Source organism: Ralstonia sp. 22111 (assembly GCF_052045895.1).
In the GTDB taxonomy this organism is placed as follows: domain Bacteria; phylum Pseudomonadota; class Gammaproteobacteria; order Burkholderiales; family Burkholderiaceae; genus Ralstonia; species Ralstonia wenshanensis.
Genome location: NZ_JBQEPR010000004.1, coordinates 262901 through 278369, shown reverse-complemented (window position 1 = coordinate 278369; position 15469 = coordinate 262901). Strand labels below are relative to the sequence as shown.

Here is a 15469-nt window from a genome sequence, read left to right as displayed (position 1 = left end):
ACTGTCGCTCTCACCTCACAGGGCCCGCTGCATCAGCAGACAATCCAGCCAGCGTCCAAACTTGTAGCCCACCGCCTCCAGCACGCCCACCTCGCGAAACCCGCAGCGCGCGTGCAACTTGGCTGACCCCGGGTTCTCACGGCCGCCGCCCACCACTGCAACCATCTGCTTGAAACCCCGCGTCTGGCATTCGCGTATCAGCGCCTCCAGCAGCAACGTCCCCACGCCCCGGCCCTGCGCGGCGGTGTCAAGGTAGATGGAATCTTCCACCGTATGGCGATACGCAGGCCGCGCACGATGCGGGCCGGCATACGCGTAGCCCAGCAGCACACCACCCGCTTCGGCCACAACGTAGGGCATGCCGGCATCCTGCAATGCGTGAAAGCGGCGCGTCATCTCGGCCAGATCGGGAGCGTCGATCTCAAAGCTGGCGGTGCCAGTACGCACATGCTGTGCGTAGATGCCGACGATGGTCGGCAAATCCGCCACGGTAGCTGCGCGAATAGCGATGGCACCAGATTCGTGCTCGGAAGCGGCAGCGTCGATGGGCATTGCAGAAGACATGGCGGCAGGATTCAGAAGCGGTATGAAGTGCTCATTGTCACGCCAATTTCACCCAAACCGCACATCGCCGAGCGCATTCTGGTGACATGGCTATCGGGCGGCGCCGGAATGCGGTAACTTGGCAGACGCTTTCGCCCCCGCCCGCCGCGCCCTTCTTGCCATGCACGACCTGTTTCCCCTGATCGCCGAATACGGCGCGTTTGCCGTATTCCTCAATGTGCTGCTGACGCAAGCCGGTGCGCCGCTGCCGGCCGTGCCAACGCTGCTGGTGGCAGGTGCGCTCACATTCCATGGACCGCTCTACCTGATGGAGCTGGCGCCCGCCGCCGTGTCCGGCGCGCTGCTGGGCGACGGCCTGTGGTACTTCGCAGGCAAGCGCTATGGCCGGCACGTCATGGCACTGCTGTGCCGTGTGTCCCTGTCGCCCGATTCGTGCGTGCGGCGCACGCGCACACAGTTCGAGCGCTGGGGCGCGCCGATGCTGCTCATTGCGAAATTCGTTCCGGGTTTGTCGACCGTGTCCTCTGCGCTACTGGGAACGATGCGCACGCCGTTCAGCACGTTTGCGCTGTACAACCTGGTGGGCTCGGCAGTTTGGGCAACGCTCTGGCTGAGGCTGGGCCGCGTGGCGCATGACAGCATCGACCAGGCGCTGCGCCAGCTCGACCAGCTCGGCACGCGCGCCGTACTGCTGATCGCGTTGCTGGCGGCGGTGTATGTGGCTGCGCGTTGGCTGCAGCGCTGGCGCTTTCGCAAGATGCTGGAGATGGCACGCATCTCGCCCGATGAGCTGCACGCACTGATCGAATCGGGCGCTGCACCCGTCATCATCGACGTGCGCGCCGACAGCTCGCGCATGCTGCAGCCGCAGCGCATTCCGGGGGCGATGCTGTACGACATGTCCGCCAGCCACCGCGCGATCGAGATCGATGGCCCCGACCGCGAGATCATCATCTACTGCGCCTGCCCCAACGAGGCGTCTGCCGTGATGCTGGCGCGCACGCTGATGGGGCGCGGCTTCAAGCGCGTGCGTCCGCTGCATGGCGGGATCGATGCATGGGTGGCGCGCGGCTATGGTGTGGAGCACGTGGTGTCGGTCACGCCCGCCACATTGGCAACGGCGGAAGCGGGCGCCTGAGGCTTTCCCGCTGGCGCACAAAAACAAAAAGCGCACCTCGCGGTGCGCTCTCCCGTAAGTACGGCAAACATGCGGTGCGCCAGCCCCCCGGCTCGGACACCCCGCATCGGTCCGTGTGCATCCGCCCGAAGACGGATGTGGCGAAATGATCCCCGTTTGATCCCTTCTTCGCCAGTCGGACTTGACCCCCTTGTTATTCATTTGCAACGCTGCCGCGCCAACCCTGTGCGCGGCGTGCTCGCATTGTTATTTCCCGTCCTTCTTTCGTTGCCTTGCGGCTGGCCATTTTTGCATGGCACTCGTGCGTACTAACGGCCGGCTGACCTCAAACTTTAGGCGCCGTCCGCAATCGTCAGGCGAATGTATCGATCACGCCTTCGTGGCTGGAAACCCGGCGCGGCGCCACCGTCAGCGTATCGGCGCGGTCTTGCGAGCCGCTGCTGCCATACCGGCTGCCGCTGCCACCGTTGCCTGAACCGCGACCTTGGTTTTGCGCCGACGAGCCTTGCGATGCGCTCTGCTGCTGGCTGAAGTCGCCCGTGCTGACAGACGTTTGCGCAAGCTGCATCCCGCCTTGCTGCATGGCGTCGCGCAGGCGCGGCATGGCGTCCTGCACGAGTTCGGCCACGGCTTGGTGCTGGCAGACAAAGCTCGCGTTGACGGCGCCGTTGTCCACCTCCAGCTTGACGTGCATGCCCCCCAGCTCGGCCGGGTTCAACTGCAGCTCGGCTGACGATTGGCGATGTACCTGCATGAAGGCAAGCTGGCTGGCCATGCTTTGCGGCCATGCGGCATCACCAAAGGTGGGCAGCGTGTGCACTTGCTGTGGCGTGATCGATGCCCCTGCCGCCGCGCCTGCGTTGGCGCCGCCCACCGCAAAGGTCGGTGCGGCCATGCCCGCGTCGCCATTGGCGCGCGACAGCACGCCCTGGAACTGCGCACCGTTGCCCTGCGCATTGGCTTGCGTGCCGGCGTTATCCGAATTGCCCGTGTTACCGCCATTGCTGGCGTGGCTGGTGGCATCGGTCACGGCGGCGGCCGTTTGCGTAGGGATGTTGTGTGCGTTCAGATCGGTGCGGCGCGGCAGGCCGTGGTCGGCATTGGCGCCCTGCGCAGACGACGTGCTGCCGAGTTGACGCACCGCTGGCGGCGTGTTGTCGGCAACGGCGCGCGTGCTAGCCATGGTCCGGGCCAGCGTGCCGCTGTCGGGCAGCGCGGTGGCGGGCGGCGTCGGCGTGTTTGCGGTGTTGGTTTTGGTGTCCTTCGCGGCAGGCAATCCGGCCTGGCCGGCTTGTGCAGTCGTGGCCGGGTCAGCGGCGCCCTGCGTCCCGTTGGCAGCCGCAGTTGCGGCGGCCAGTGCGGCGACGTCATTTGTGGACGATTTGCCAGCAGCCTGCGTCGTCGCGTCTGTGTCGGCGTTGGTATTTGATTGAGCTGCGGGCTGGGCAAGCGGCTGTTGCGCGGCTGCGGCCTGCTGCGCAGCCTGGCGAGCGGCCTCGATCTGCGCAGCCAGTTGTGCAGCCGGATCGACCACGGCCTGCTGCGCAGCGGTATCGAGATCCTTGGCGTTGGCAGGCTGCGCCGGCTTGGCGTTGGCCGTATCGGCGGTGCTGCTGGCCGGCGTGGTGATGGCCTGCGCCGGCGTATTGGCATCGGCCGGTTTCGCATCCTGATCGTTGCGCGCGGCGCCGGTGCGTGCGACATCCTTGCGGGCGATATCGGCACGGCGGCTGGCATCGTCAGCGGCGGATTGCGCATCGGCGCGACGGCGCGCGGCGTCCTGAGCCAGGCGGTCCGACAACAAGTTGCCGAAGGTATCGGTGCCCGACGAAGAAGCCTGCGTCTTGTCTGCGGCGGCAGTATTGCCGGCCGACAGCATGGCGCCCAGGTCCTTGGCGGCGGTATTGGGGGTGGCACTCAAGCCCACGTTGACTCCATCTTGCGACTGCGTGTTCGCGTTCGTCTTCAATTGCCGCCCTGCGCCGCACGCATGCGGATCACCTTGGCGGCGTGTTCGTCGTTGTCGCGCTGGGCTCGGCGTTCTTCGTCCAGGCGCTGCTCTTCAATGTGGCGCTGGCGCAGGATGTCGAACGACTGCTCGCGGCGCTGCTTTTCCAGCCAGTTGGCACGGCTCATTGCAAGCTGCTGCTCCAGCGCATTGATGGTGCCCTTTTGCTGGTGCACGGCATTGCCCAGGCGGTCGATAAAAGCCGCGTAGTTGCGCAGGCGCGTCACGTCCATGCCGCCTTCGGCGCTGCTCAGCATCTGCTGGTGGTAGTTGTTTCGGTAGTCGGACAGCAGCGCCAGCTTTTGCGTGGCAGCCTCGCGCGTGTTCATCAGGCGGCCGACTTCCTGCGTGGCTTTTTCGGTGTCCTTCTGGGCCAGTTCCAGCACGGTTTCGAGGCGGAACGGCTTGTTCATGGTGGTCATCGGTGGACCCTCCAGCTTCCCGTTACATCAACCCATCGGACGCAAAGCCGGCGGCTTTAGCCTTCGGCTTGCGCAACGCTTGCGACTTCACAGTGTCAAGCGGGCACATCACGCCAGCACTCCCTGCATCTTCTGCAGCGTGTGCTCGCGGCTTTCGTTCTCGAACATGCCTTGCTGCAGGAATGCTTCCATGTCGGGGTAGCGCGCGATGGCCTGGTCGGTCACCGGGTCGCTGCCACGTGCGTAGGCGCCCACGGCAATCAGGTCGCGGTTGCGCTGATAGCGGGCGTAGAGCTGCTTGAAGCGGCGCGCCGTGTCGAGCTGCTCGCGCGGCACGATGGCCGACATCACACGGCTGATCGACTGCTCAATATCGATGGCCGGGTAGTGGCCCTGCTCCGCCAACTTGCGCGAGAGCACGAAGTGGCCGTCCAGAATGGCGCGCGCCGCATCGGCAATCGGATCCTGCTGGTCATCGCCTTCGGCCAGCACCGTGTAGAACGCGGTGATGGAGCCGCCGCGGCCGTTGGCATCCACCATGCCGTTGCCGGCACGCTCAACCAGCGCGGGCAGCTTGGCAAACGCCGAGGGCGGATAGCCCTTGGTGGCCGGCGGCTCGCCGATGGCCAGGGCGATCTCGCGCTGCGCCATCGCATAACGCGTGAGCGAATCGACGATCAGCAGCACGTTGCAGCCGCGGTCGCGGAAGTATTCGGCAATGGTGTGGGCGTAAGCGGCACCCTGCAGGCGCATCAGCGGCGAGGTGTCGGCAGGCGCAGCCACCACGGCCGAGCGTGCCAGGCCTTCGTCGCCAAGAATCTCGTCGATGAATTCCTTCACTTCGCGGCCGCGCTCGCCGATCAGGCCCACCACCACCACGTCGGCCTGCGTGTAGCGGGCCATCATGCCCAGCAGCACGCTCTTGCCCACGCCGGAGCCGGCAAACAGGCCCAGACGCTGGCCTTGGCCAACAGTCAGCAGACCATTGATGGCACGCACGCCCACGTCCAGCACATGCTCGATCGGCTTGCGCTTGAGCGGGTTCAGGGGTGCGGGGTTCAACGTGCCCCAGGCCAGGTCTTCGTGCGCGCCCAGCGGCCCCTTGCCGTCGAGCGGCTCGCCGTTGGCGTCCACCACGCGGCCCAGCAGGCGCGGGCCCACCGGCAAGAACTTGCTGTGCGAAATCGTCGGGTCGGCGCCGTCTTCGCTCGACACCGGCAGGCGTTGCGGCTCCAGCGGGAACACGCGCGCGCCGGGCACCACGCCCACCAGATCCGTTTGCGGCATCAGGAAGGCACGCTCTTCGGCAAAGCCCACCACTTCGGCCAGCACGTGGCGGCCGTGCGGGAGTTCCACGCGGCACGCGCTGCCCACCGGCAGCTTCAGGCCAACGGCTTCCATGACCAGGCCGGCCACGCGCGTGAGCTTGCCGCACGTCACCACCGGGCGCGCCAGACGCGCACGCTGCGCTGTCTGCTGCAGGTGGGTTTGCCAGACGCGCACGTTCGGGTTGTTGGCAACGGGCTGCACGGTCTCAGGCGACATGGAGTGCTCCTCCTGCCACGCGCTCGGCTTCAGAGCGTTCGCTGGCGAGCCATGCGGTATCGCGGCCCAGCGCGCGGGTCAGTTCGGCCCAGCGGGTTTGCAGCGTGGCATCGGTTTCGCCAAAGCGGGTCTGCACACGGCAGCCGCCGCGCTCGATGGCGGCATCGACGATGAGCGTCCAGCCGGCCGCGGCCAGCTCGGTGCCCAGCGTCTGACGGATCAATTCGGCATCATCGGCGTGCACGCGCAGCATGGCCGGTGCCGGTGCGGTCGGCGCATCGCCCAGTACTTCGCGAATCATCGGCAGGATGCGTTCGGGCTGCGCATGCAGCGCGCCGCGCAGAAACTGCTGCGCCAGTTGCAGCGCCAGATCCACCAGCTCTTCGGCAACACTGCCGTTCAATTGGTCGATCGCCTCGCGCACGGACTGCATGAGCGTGGCGATGTGCTTGGAATCTTCCTCGCCCTGGCGGCGGCCTTGCTCAAAGCCATCCTGAAAGCCTTGCGCGAAACCATCGCGGCGGCCTTCGTCGCGGGCGGTGGCAAGCTCGGCGTCCAGCGCGGCCTGCCATTCCTCTTCGGAAATGGGCGGCTCTTCGGGCTCAGGCGGCGGAGGCGGCGGCGCGGCTGCAGCAGCAGCCTCTGCGGCCTGACGCCGGAAGTCGGTCGGCTCCCACGCCTGGTATTCGAGCAGCGTGTCGCGCGGGATGATCGGCGGACGCGGCATCTCAGCGCCCCATCAAAGCAAAGCGGCCAGCGCGGTCAGACATAGGCGTCCTCCGCCTTGCGGCCGATGGTGATCTCGCCTTCGTCGGCCAGGCGGCGCGCAACGACCAGGATTTCCTTCTGCTGCGCTTCGACTTCCGACACCTTGACGGGCCCCAGCACTTCCAGCTCTTCCTTGAGCATCGTGCCGGCACGCTGCGACATGTTGGCGAACACCTTGTCGCGAAACTCCTGCTTGGCGCCCTTGAGGGCCACCACCAGAACGTCCTGGCTGATCTCGCGCAGCAGCGTCTGCAGCGCACGGCCATCCAGATCGATCAAGTTGTCGAACACGAACATCTTCTCGACGATGGCATCGGCCAGTTCCGGATCGCGCGAGCGCACGCCTTCGATGACGGAGCTTTCCACGGCGCTCGGCACCAGGTTGAGGATTTCCGCAGCCGTGAGCACGCCGCCCATCGCGTTCTTCTTGCGATGGTCGTTGCCTTGCAGCAGCTTGGTCAGCACGTCGTTCAGCTCGCGCAGGGCGCTGGGCTGAATGCCGTCGAGCGTGGCGATACGCAGGATGGTGTCGTTGCGCAGGCGCTCGGTGAAATAGGTCAGGATTTCCGAAGCCTGATCGCGATCCAGGTGGACCAGGATCGTGGCGATGATCTGCGGGTGCTCGTTACGGATCAGTTCCGCCACCGACGATGCATCCATCCACTTCAGGCCTTCGATGCCGCTGGTATCACCGCCCGACAGGATGCGGTCGATGATGTTGGCGGCGCGGTCGTCGCCCAGTGCCTTGCGGAAGACGGTGCGGATGTACTCGTTCGAATCCACGTCCAGCGGCAGGTCTTCGGCTTCAACGAAGAACGCGTCAAAGGCGTCGAGCACACGCTCGCGCGACACGTTCTTCAGCGCGGCCATGGTCGCGCCCAGCTTCTGCACTTCGCGCGGGCCCAGGTGCTTGAGCACTTCGGCGGCTTCGCTTTCGCCCAGCGACATCATGAGGATGGCGCTGCGTTGGAGTCCTTCGGCGCTCATTCGTTACTCACCCATTGTTTGATGACGGCCGCGACGGCGCGCGGGTTGCTCTGCGCCACGCGGCGCATGGTCTCGAGCTTCTTCTCGAAGTCGTTGTTCTTGAGTTGCGGCAGCGCGTCCGGCAGCTCTTCGGAATCGGTGCCGGCAGCCCCCGGGCCTTCCAGCTCCGGCCCGGCCGAAGCCGCGGCACCGGTGATGATCGGCGCGTTCGGATCTTCGCCTTCGCGGCCGACGAAGGTGGGCGTGGCCGCGTCGTCCTTCTTGCCCATCGAGCGGATCGCCGGACGGATCACCGCAAACACCAGGATGAGGAAGCCGATCGCCAGCGCCAGATACTTGGCGGCCTGGATGGCGTACTGGATCATCTCCGGCTGCTTCCACAGCGGCAGGTCGTCCTTGGCCATCGGCAGCGTGCCCGAGAACTGGCTGTTGACCACGTTCACGGAGTCGCCGCGCTTGGCGTCAAAGCCCACGGCATCCTTGACCAGCGCGTTGAGGTTGGCCATCTCGGCTTCCGACAACGGCTTCCAGGTCTTGCCGTCGCCACGGTAGTTGACGACCACGGCCACCGACAGGCGGCGCACGGTGCCCACCGCGGCGCGGGTGCGGCGCACGGTCTTGTCGACTTCGTAGTTGGTCGTCGTGTCGCGGGTGCTCGACGAATTGCCGCTGGTTGCGGTGCCGCTCGTGTTGGCAGCCGCTGCTTGTTGCGGTTGGCCGTTCGGGCCCGTTGCAGCCGGTTGCGACGCCGAGGCCGGCGCCGGTGCGGTCGGCAGCATGCGCGGAGCGGTCGGCGGTTGGTTGGACAGCGCGCCAGGCACGCCACCCTGGGCGTCGGCCTTGTTCTGCGTGGCTTCTGCGGTGTGCGTGCTGCGCACGGCGGCGTTGGCCGGGTCCTGGTTGGGACGGTAGGTCTCGGCCATCTGCTCGGTGTTGTCCAGATCGACGTCGGCCGTCACCTGCGCGCGCACGTTGTCTTCGCCCACCACGGGGCCGAGGATGGCTTCGATGCGCTTGATATAGCCCTGCTCGACATCGCGCACGTAGCTCAGCTGCGTCGGGTCGAGGCCCGAGGCGGTGTCCTGGAACGACGACGACAGCAGGCGGCCGGACTGGTCGACCACCGTCACATTGGCCAGCGGCAGGTTCGGCACGCTGCTCGACACCAGGTGGCCAATCGCCTGCACCTGCGAGCGGTCGATCATGCGGCCCGGATACAGCTTGAGCAGCACCGAGGCGCTGGGCTTGGCCTGTTCGCGCACGAACACCGACGGCTTGGTCATGGCCAGATGCACGCGGGCGGATTGCACCTCCTGCATGGCCTGGATGGTGCGGGCCAGCTCGCCTTCCAGGGCGCGCTGGTAATTGACTTGTTCGGCAAACTGGCTGGTGCCGAATTTCTGGTTCTCCATCAGCTCGAAGCCGGCCTGGCCGCCCTTGGGCAGGCCTTGCGAAGCAAGCTTCAGACGCGCTTCATGCACGCTCGCCTCGGGCACCATGATGGCGGTGCCGCCTTCGGCAAAGCGGTACGGCACGTTCATTTGTTGCAGCGCAGCGATGATCGCCCCGCCGTCGCTGTCGGACACATTGCTGTACAGGACGCGATAGTCCGGAGCGCGGCTCCACAGCATCGCGGCGGCAATGACGGCCACCAGTGCGGCACCGCCGATCATCATCAGCAGGCGCGGCGACAGACGGCCGAGCGGGCCCAGGGCGCCCAGCGCACCTGCACCTCCCGCTTTCTGGCGCGTCATCGCGCCCTGGCCCACCGCCGGCATATCCACCGTACCGAGCGTGTCGGCGACAGCAACCGAATCGGCTGTCGTTGGCATCCCAAATCTCCTGACTGACTACGTTGCTTGAGCGCTCACCCAATGTCTGGGCATGGCTCCGTGGTTGCCATTATCGGCAGTGGGCGCGCAAGCAAATCGGCAAGAAGAGGGCCTTTTCCCGTTCTTTTGGGCGCTTGGGAACGGCGGCCCGGCGGCTACCTTTGCATCACCGTGGCGCCATAGCGACCAACCGGCCGGGACGGGAAACGCCCCAGAAAGCCGGCCCAGGCAGCTAAACGGCGGCGCCGCAAGCAATACAAGCAAAGAGGAGTTGTCTTCACATGGATATTACGAACGCCAATTCAGTGGTCTCGCTGATGAACAGCGTGCTGGCGCCGTCGAAGACGGTGGGTGGCATTGGGGCGGGCGTCGGTTCGGGCGATGACGCCAAGGTCAGCGTCGACTTCGGCGCGGTGCTCAAGTCGTCGCTGGACCGGGTGGATGCATCGCAGCAGAAGGCCGAATCCGTCTCGCGCAGCTTCGAAATGGGCAACAACGACGTCGACCTGCACGACGTGATGCTCTCGCTGCAGAAGGCCAACATCGACATGCAGACCGCGGTGCAGGTGCGCAACAAGTTTGTCTCGGCGTACCAGAGCATCATGAGTATGTCTATCTGACGTCACTTTTCTACGCTTCTTTTTCTTCGCGCCGCATGTCCAAACACGCCAAACACCGCGCCAAGCCCGCCAGGGGCAGTCTTGCGCTGGTCGTCATCGCCCGCGACGAGGCCGCCTGCATCGAGCGCTGCCTGATGAGCGCCAAGCCGCACGTCGACCGCATGATCGTGCTGGACACCGGCTCGACCGACGACACCGTGGCGATTGCCAAGGCGTGCGGCGCGCAGGTGCACCATTTCACGTGGGTGGATGACTTTTCCGCCGCCCGCAACGCCGCGCTGGCCGCCGCCAATGCGGACTGGAACCTCGTGCTGGACGCCGACGAATGGATCGAGGCCGGCACGGACGAGCTGCGCGACGCCTGCACCTTCGGCCCGTTGCTGGGCGTGGTGTGCATCCGCAGCGGGTTTGAAGTCTCGGGCAAGGTGGAGCAATCCAACAGCTGGATTGCGCGCCTGCTGCCGCGCGGCGTGCGCTACAAGGGCCGCATCCACGAGCAACCCGATGCCGACCTGCAACGGGTTCGCCTGCCGCTGGTGATCGGCCACGACGGCTATCTGGACGTCAAGCTCGACAAGAAGCGCGGGCGCAACCACACCCTGCTGCAGCTAGAGCTGGCCGCGCGTCCGGACGATCCGTACGTGCTTTACCAGCTCGGCAAGGATTTCCAGATCAACCAGGGCGATGCAGCCCAGGCCGCCGAGTATTACCGCCGCGCCGTGGCGACGGCGCCCAAGCAGTCGCCCTATCGGCATGACCTGTGTATCTGCCTGCTGGCGTGCCTGAGCCAGACCGGTCAACTGGACGAGGCCATCACCCTGGCCGGCGACTGGATGGACGAATGGTCGGGCTCGCCCGACTACTTCTACCTGCTCGGCCACCTGATGTTTGAAGCCGCCGCCAAGCACCCGGCCGAGGCCGAAAAGCAATGGCTGCCGATGGCGGAGAACGCCTTCCTGAAGTGCCTGGAGATTGGCGAGCAGCCCAAGCTGGACGCCGCCGTGTTCGGGCGCGGCAGCTTTGCCGCCGCAAAGTACCTGGCGCTGACCTACCGCGCCCTGGCCGACACACTGGCCATCAAGTCGAACCAATATTCCGACCTCGCGCGGCAGATGCAGGAACGCAGCGCAGTCGCCGCCGCATGAGCACGCAATCATGAAGACAGTGATCCTGGCCGGGGGCCTCGGCACACGCATCAGCGAGGAATCGCACCTGCGGCCCAAGCCGATGATCGAAATTGGGGGCCGCCCGATCCTGTGGCACATCATGAAGATCTATGCCGCCCACGGCATCAACGACTTCATCATCTGCCTCGGCTACAAGGGCTACGTCATCAAGGAGTACTTCGCCAATTACTTCCTGCACATGTCGGACGTGACGTTCGATATGTCGAAGAACGAAGTGACCGTGCACGAGCGCCATGCCGAGCCCTGGCGCGTCACGCTGGTCGACACGGGCGAGCAATCGCAGACCGGCGGGCGCCTGAAGCGCGTGGCCGCCTATCTGGACCCGAACGAACCGTTCTGCTTCACCTACGGCGACGGCGTGTCCGACATCGACATCACCAGCAAGATCGCCTTCCACCGCGAGCACGGCAAGATGGCGACCGTGACGGCCGTGCAGCCGCCGGGCCGCTACGGCATGCTCCAGCGCGACGGCGCCCGCGTGACCGGCTTTACCGAAAAGCCGCCCGGCGACGGCGGCAGCTGGATCAACGGCGGCTTCTTCGTGCTCAATCCGTCGGTCATCGAATACATCGCGAGCGAAGACACGCCGTGGGAAGGCGCGCCCATGACGCGCCTGGCCGAGATGGGCGAACTGAACACGTTCGAGCACCACGGCTTCTGGCAGCCGATGGACACGCTGCGCGACAAGAACAGTCTGGAAGCCCTTTGGCAAGCGGGGAGTGCACCGTGGAAAAAGTGGTGACGCTCGACCCGCGTGCGTGGGCCGGCAAGCGCGTCTTCCTGACCGGGCACACCGGCTTCAAGGGCAGCTGGCTGGCACTGTGGCTGCGCCAGCTTGGCGCCGATGTGACCGGCTACAGCCTGGCGCCCGAAACGCACCCGAATCTTTTTACGCTGGCCGAGGTGGAATCCGCCTTGGCCGGCCATACGCTCGGCGATATCCGTGACGCGGATGCCTTGCGTGCCGCCATGACTGCGGCGCGACCCGATGTGGTGTTTCACCTGGCCGCGCAACCGCTGGTGCGTGCGTCGTACAACGACCCAGTCGGCACCTACGCCACCAACGTAATGGGCACCGTGAACGTGCTGGAGGCCGCGCGCGGCTGCACGAACCTGTCCGCCATCGTGGTCGCCACCACCGACAAGTGCTACGACAACCGCGAGTGGGCCTGGGGCTACCGCGAGACAGATGCACTCGGCGGCCATGACCCGTACAGCGCATCCAAGGCCTGCGCCGAACTGGTGGCCGCAAGCTACCGGCGCGCCTTTTTCGCCAACGGCCCGCTGCTGGCCACCGGCCGCGCAGGCAATGTGATCGGCGGCGGCGACTGGTCGGAAGACCGCCTCATCCCCGATGCCGAGCGCGCGATGCGTGCCGGTACGCCGCTGGTGATCCGCTCACCGCACGCCACGCGGCCGTGGCAGCACGTTCTGGACTGCCTGCATGGGTACCTGGTGCTCGCGCAACGGCTGTTGGCCGGCGACGCCGCGTGCGCAACCGCCTGGAACTTCGGCCCGGACAGCGCCGCCACGCGCACGGTCGAACAGGTCTTGCAAGGCTTGCAGCAACATTGGCCCGCACTGATCTGGCAACTGGACGCCAATGCCGCCACCGGCAAGCACGAGGCCGGCATGTTGCATCTGGACGCCAGCCGGGCACGCCAGCAACTAGGCTGGCAGACGGCGTGGCCGTTCGAGACCGCGCTGGAACAAACCGCCGCGTGGTACCGGCATCTGCATGAAAAAACCGCGGATGCGCGCGCGCTGTGCGACCAACAGATCGACCGCTTCACCGCTGCCGCATCTGCTGCCACACCCAGGAGCGCCGCATGAGCCGCTTCAGCATCCAACCGACACCGCTGGACGGCGTGGTTGAAATCAGCCGCAAGGTCATCGGTGACCATCGCGGTTACTTCACGCGCTTCTTCTGTGCGGACGAACTTGCCGCTGCCGGCTTTGACAGCCCCATCGCCCAGATCAACCACTCCTATTCCGCCAAGCGCGGCACCGTGCGCGGCCTGCACTTTCAATACCCGCCGCATGCCGAGATCAAGCTGGTGAGTTGCGTGCGCGGTCGTGTGTTCGACGTGGCCGTTGACCTGCGTGCTGGCTCACCAACGTTCCTGCAATGGCATGCGGTGGAGTTATCCGCCGAACGCCATAACAGCCTGCTGGTGCCGCGCGGCTTTGCCCACGGCTTCCAGGCGCTGGAAGACGATTGCGAGCTGCTGTATCTGACCTCGACGCCGTACGCGCAAGCCGCCGAAGACGGCCTCAACCCGACCGACAGCCGCTTAGACATCGCTTGGCCGCTCGACATTACCGAATGCTCCGACCGGGACCGCAACCATCCGCCGCTGACCGACGCGTTTGCGGGCATCACGTTGCGGGCCCTGAATCCTGAACTGCAGGAACAGCCATGACCCAGAAGATTCTGTACTCCAAGCCGTCGATCACCGAGCTGGAAGTCGAATACGCCACCGACGCCGCACGCAACGGCTGGGGCGACCAGTGCTACGCCTACATCAACCGCTTCGAAAAGCAGTTTGCGGCATTTGTCGGCACGCAGTACGCCATTGCCACCTCAAGCTGCACTGGTGCCATGCACATGGGCCTGGCCGCGCTCGGCATCGGCGCCGGCGACGAGGTGATCCTGGCCGACACGAACTGGATCGCCACGGCATCGCCCATCACTTACGTGGGCGCGACGCCGGTGTTCGTCGACATCCTGCCGGACACGTGGTGCCTGGACCCGGCGCTCGTGGAAGCGGCCATCACACCGCGCACGAAGGCCATCATCGCCACGCACCTCTACGGCAACCTGTGCGAGATGGACCGCCTGCTCGACATCGGCAAGCGCCACGGCATTCCTGTCATCGAAGACGCAGCCGAGGCCATTGGCTCTCGTTGGCACGGCCACGCAACGGGGTCGCAAGGCATCTTCGGCACGTTCTCGTTCCATGGCACCAAGACCATGACGACGGGCGAAGGCGGCATGTTCGTCACCAACGACCGCGCGCTGTACGACCGCGTGATGACACTGAACAACCATGGTCGCGTGCCCGGCGGCAAGCAGTTCTGGTCTGACTTCATCGGCTTCAAGTACCGTATTTCCAACGTGCAGGCCGCCATCGGCTGCGCGCAGCTCGAGCGCATCGACGCACTGGTTGCCCGCAAGCGCGAGATCTTTGCCGAGTATCAGGCGCACCTTGGCGGCGTTGCCGGCCTTGCGCTGAACCCCGAGGCGCCCGGCACGCTCAACAGCTACTGGATGCCCACCGTTGTGTTTGACGAAGCGCTGGGCATTACGCGCGACGGGCTGCTGACTGCGTTCTCGCGCCGCGGCATTGATGCACGCGTGTTCTTCTATCCGCTGAGCGAAACCGAGCTGTTCGGCACGTCCGCCGCCACCGCGCGCCACAACGCGCCCAACAGCTACGCGATTGCCGAGCGCGCCATCAACCTGCCGTCGTATCACGACATGTCGAGCGAGAACATCGAGACGGTGTGCAACGTCGTGCTCGATCTCGTGCGCGAACATCAGGAGACGCTGACATGCTTGGCATCCTGAGCCCCGATCAAATCGAGACATTCCAGCGCGACGGCCTCCTGATCCTGCGCGACTTTTATGCGCCGTCGCAGGTGGAGCCAATTCAACGGGCGATCTACGACATCATCGGTCTGGTGATCGACAAATACCGTCTCGACATTGACCGCGCGCCGTTTGCGCCGGAACGATTCGACGACGGTTATCAGGCGGTCATCAAAGCCAATCGCAAATACGGCGCCGAGGTGTACGACGCCGTCAAGCAGATCCCCGCCTTTGTCCGCCTGCTGGGCGACGAGCGCCATGAGCACCTCGTTCGCAGCGTGCGCCCCGGCGCGCTGCCGGGCATTGCGCACGCCGGCTCCGGCATCCGCATCGACAACCCGCGCGAAGAGAAATTTCGTGCCAACTGGCATCAGGAATATCCGGCCCAGTTGCGCAGCCTCGACGGCGTGGTGTTCTGGAGCCCGCTAGTGGAGATCACGCCCGAGATTGGGCCGGTGGAGTTCTGCCCCGGCTCGCACGTGGAAGGCCCGCTGCCCGTCTTCAGCGCCGACCCGGACAACGCCGGCAAGCAAGGCGCCTATGCATTGCTGATCAAGGACGAGGCGAGCTACCTCGCGCGCTATCCGCACGTGCAGCCTCTGACCAAGCCGGGCGATCTGGTGATGGTCGACTTCCTGGTGCTGCACGCATCGGGCCACAACACGAGCCAGCGCTCACGGTGGTCGATGCAGTTCCGCTACTTCAATTTCTGCGAGCCGACCGGGCGCTCGCACGGCTGGAAGGGCTCGTACGCCAACGGCGTCGACTTCCGTACCGTCCACCCCGAACTCTCCGTGGAAGCCTGA

At 65.7% G+C, this 15469-nt stretch carries 15 protein-coding genes; 8 read left to right on the top strand and 7 right to left on the bottom strand.

Annotation, left to right across the window (positions count from 1 at the left end):
* Positions 1–15 precede the first annotated feature (15 nt).
* Positions 16–552: an N-acetyltransferase family protein gene (locus ACTJK4_RS13100; protein ID WP_440818161.1), complete on the bottom strand. Its 537-nt coding sequence runs from the start codon at positions 550–552 to the stop codon at positions 16–18.
* Between the two features lie 172 nt (positions 553–724).
* Between ACTJK4_RS13100 and ACTJK4_RS13095 the strand changes: the two genes are divergently transcribed.
* Positions 725–1702, top strand: a complete 978-nt coding sequence (locus tag ACTJK4_RS13095; protein ID WP_440818160.1) for a DedA family protein/thiosulfate sulfurtransferase GlpE — start codon at positions 725–727, stop codon at positions 1700–1702.
* A gap of 352 nt (positions 1703–2054) precedes the next feature.
* Here ACTJK4_RS13095 and ACTJK4_RS13090 read toward each other — a convergent pair whose 3' ends face one another.
* From ACTJK4_RS13090 to fliF, 6 genes are all read right to left on the bottom strand, one after another.
* On the bottom strand, positions 2055–3629 hold the full coding sequence (locus ACTJK4_RS13090; RefSeq protein ID WP_440818159.1) for a flagellar hook-length control protein FliK: 1575 nt from the start codon (positions 3627–3629) through the stop codon (positions 2055–2057).
* 38 nt (positions 3630–3667) lie between these two features.
* The gene (fliJ, locus tag ACTJK4_RS13085; RefSeq protein WP_065855816.1) at positions 3668–4132 is read right to left on the bottom strand and encodes a flagellar export protein FliJ; all 465 of its coding nucleotides are present in this window, start codon (positions 4130–4132) and stop codon (positions 3668–3670) included.
* Between the two features lie 108 nt (positions 4133–4240).
* Positions 4241–5677 (bottom strand): flagellar protein export ATPase FliI, encoded by a 1437-nt coding sequence (fliI, locus tag ACTJK4_RS13080; protein WP_440818090.1) that lies wholly within the window; start codon positions 5675–5677, stop codon positions 4241–4243.
* Positions 5667–6404 (bottom strand): flagellar assembly protein FliH, encoded by a 738-nt coding sequence (fliH, locus tag ACTJK4_RS13075; RefSeq protein ID WP_260803292.1) that lies wholly within the window; start codon positions 6402–6404, stop codon positions 5667–5669. Before fliH ends, fliI begins: the two co-directional genes overlap by 11 nt.
* 35 nt (positions 6405–6439) lie before the next feature.
* Positions 6440–7432, bottom strand: coding sequence for a flagellar motor switch protein FliG (gene fliG / locus ACTJK4_RS13070; protein WP_027679900.1), 993 nt, complete (start codon positions 7430–7432; stop codon positions 6440–6442).
* Positions 7429–9264, bottom strand: a complete 1836-nt coding sequence (gene fliF, locus ACTJK4_RS13065) for a flagellar basal-body MS-ring/collar protein FliF (protein WP_260803293.1) — start codon at positions 9262–9264, stop codon at positions 7429–7431. The genes fliG and fliF overlap by 4 nt, the downstream gene beginning before the upstream one ends.
* A 281-nt stretch (positions 9265–9545) precedes the next feature.
* On the opposite strand from fliF, the gene fliE reads away from it, so the two are divergent.
* The 7 genes from fliE to ACTJK4_RS13030 are packed head-to-tail and all read left to right on the top strand — an operon-like array spanning position 9546 to position 15469.
* Entirely contained in the window at positions 9546–9884 is a 339-nt protein-coding gene (fliE, locus tag ACTJK4_RS13060) for a flagellar hook-basal body complex protein FliE (protein ID WP_260803294.1), read from the top strand.
* Positions 9885–9919: 35 nt separating this feature from the next.
* The gene (locus ACTJK4_RS13055) at positions 9920–11029 is read left to right on the top strand and encodes a glycosyltransferase (protein WP_316871875.1); all 1110 of its coding nucleotides are present in this window, start codon (positions 9920–9922) and stop codon (positions 11027–11029) included.
* Between the two features lie 10 nt (positions 11030–11039).
* Complete coding sequence (rfbF, locus tag ACTJK4_RS13050) at positions 11040–11813, top strand: glucose-1-phosphate cytidylyltransferase (RefSeq protein ID WP_440818089.1); 774 nt, start codon at positions 11040–11042, stop codon at positions 11811–11813.
* Positions 11798–12904 carry a CDP-glucose 4,6-dehydratase gene (gene rfbG / locus ACTJK4_RS13045; RefSeq protein WP_440818088.1) on the top strand — a complete coding sequence of 369 codons (1107 nt, stop codon included), beginning with the start codon at positions 11798–11800 and terminating at the stop codon, positions 12902–12904. Before rfbF ends, rfbG begins: the two co-directional genes overlap by 16 nt.
* Positions 12901–13494, top strand: a complete 594-nt coding sequence (gene rfbC / locus ACTJK4_RS13040; protein ID WP_440077877.1) for a dTDP-4-dehydrorhamnose 3,5-epimerase — start codon at positions 12901–12903, stop codon at positions 13492–13494. The genes rfbG and rfbC overlap by 4 nt, the downstream gene beginning before the upstream one ends.
* Positions 13491–14642, top strand: coding sequence for a DegT/DnrJ/EryC1/StrS family aminotransferase (locus ACTJK4_RS13035; protein WP_440077875.1), 1152 nt, complete (start codon positions 13491–13493; stop codon positions 14640–14642). Before rfbC ends, ACTJK4_RS13035 begins: the two co-directional genes overlap by 4 nt.
* Positions 14627–15469, top strand: coding sequence for a phytanoyl-CoA dioxygenase family protein (locus ACTJK4_RS13030; protein WP_440077874.1), 843 nt, complete (start codon positions 14627–14629; stop codon positions 15467–15469). Before ACTJK4_RS13035 ends, ACTJK4_RS13030 begins: the two co-directional genes overlap by 16 nt.

Excerpts from the sequence above, each read along its gene's own strand:
- fliG (WP_027679900.1), bottom strand. The coding sequence starts at position 7,432 with ATGAGCGCCGAAGGACTCCAACGCAGCGCCATCCTCATGATGTCGCTG.
- fliE (WP_260803294.1), top strand. The coding sequence starts at position 9,546 with ATGGATATTACGAACGCCAATTCAGTGGTCTCGCTGATGAACAGCGTG.
- ACTJK4_RS13055 (WP_316871875.1), top strand. The coding sequence starts at position 9,920 with ATGTCCAAACACGCCAAACACCGCGCCAAGCCCGCCAGGGGCAGTCTT.
- ACTJK4_RS13035 (WP_440077875.1), top strand. The coding sequence starts at position 13,491 with ATGACCCAGAAGATTCTGTACTCCAAGCCGTCGATCACCGAGCTGGAA.
- ACTJK4_RS13100 (WP_440818161.1), bottom strand. The coding sequence starts at position 552 with ATGCCCATCGACGCTGCCGCTTCCGAGCACGAATCTGGTGCCATCGCT.
- fliF (WP_260803293.1), bottom strand. The coding sequence starts at position 9,264 with ATGCCAACGACAGCCGATTCGGTTGCTGTCGCCGACACGCTCGGTACG.
- ACTJK4_RS13030 (WP_440077874.1), top strand. The coding sequence starts at position 14,627 with ATGCTTGGCATCCTGAGCCCCGATCAAATCGAGACATTCCAGCGCGAC.
- fliI (WP_440818090.1), bottom strand. The coding sequence starts at position 5,677 with ATGTCGCCTGAGACCGTGCAGCCCGTTGCCAACAACCCGAACGTGCGC.
- fliH (WP_260803292.1), bottom strand. The coding sequence starts at position 6,404 with ATGCCGCGTCCGCCGATCATCCCGCGCGACACGCTGCTCGAATACCAG.
- rfbF (WP_440818089.1), top strand. The coding sequence starts at position 11,040 with ATGAAGACAGTGATCCTGGCCGGGGGCCTCGGCACACGCATCAGCGAG.
- fliJ (WP_065855816.1), bottom strand. The coding sequence starts at position 4,132 with ATGACCACCATGAACAAGCCGTTCCGCCTCGAAACCGTGCTGGAACTG.
- rfbC (WP_440077877.1), top strand. The coding sequence starts at position 12,901 with ATGAGCCGCTTCAGCATCCAACCGACACCGCTGGACGGCGTGGTTGAA.
- ACTJK4_RS13095 (WP_440818160.1), top strand. The coding sequence starts at position 725 with ATGCACGACCTGTTTCCCCTGATCGCCGAATACGGCGCGTTTGCCGTA.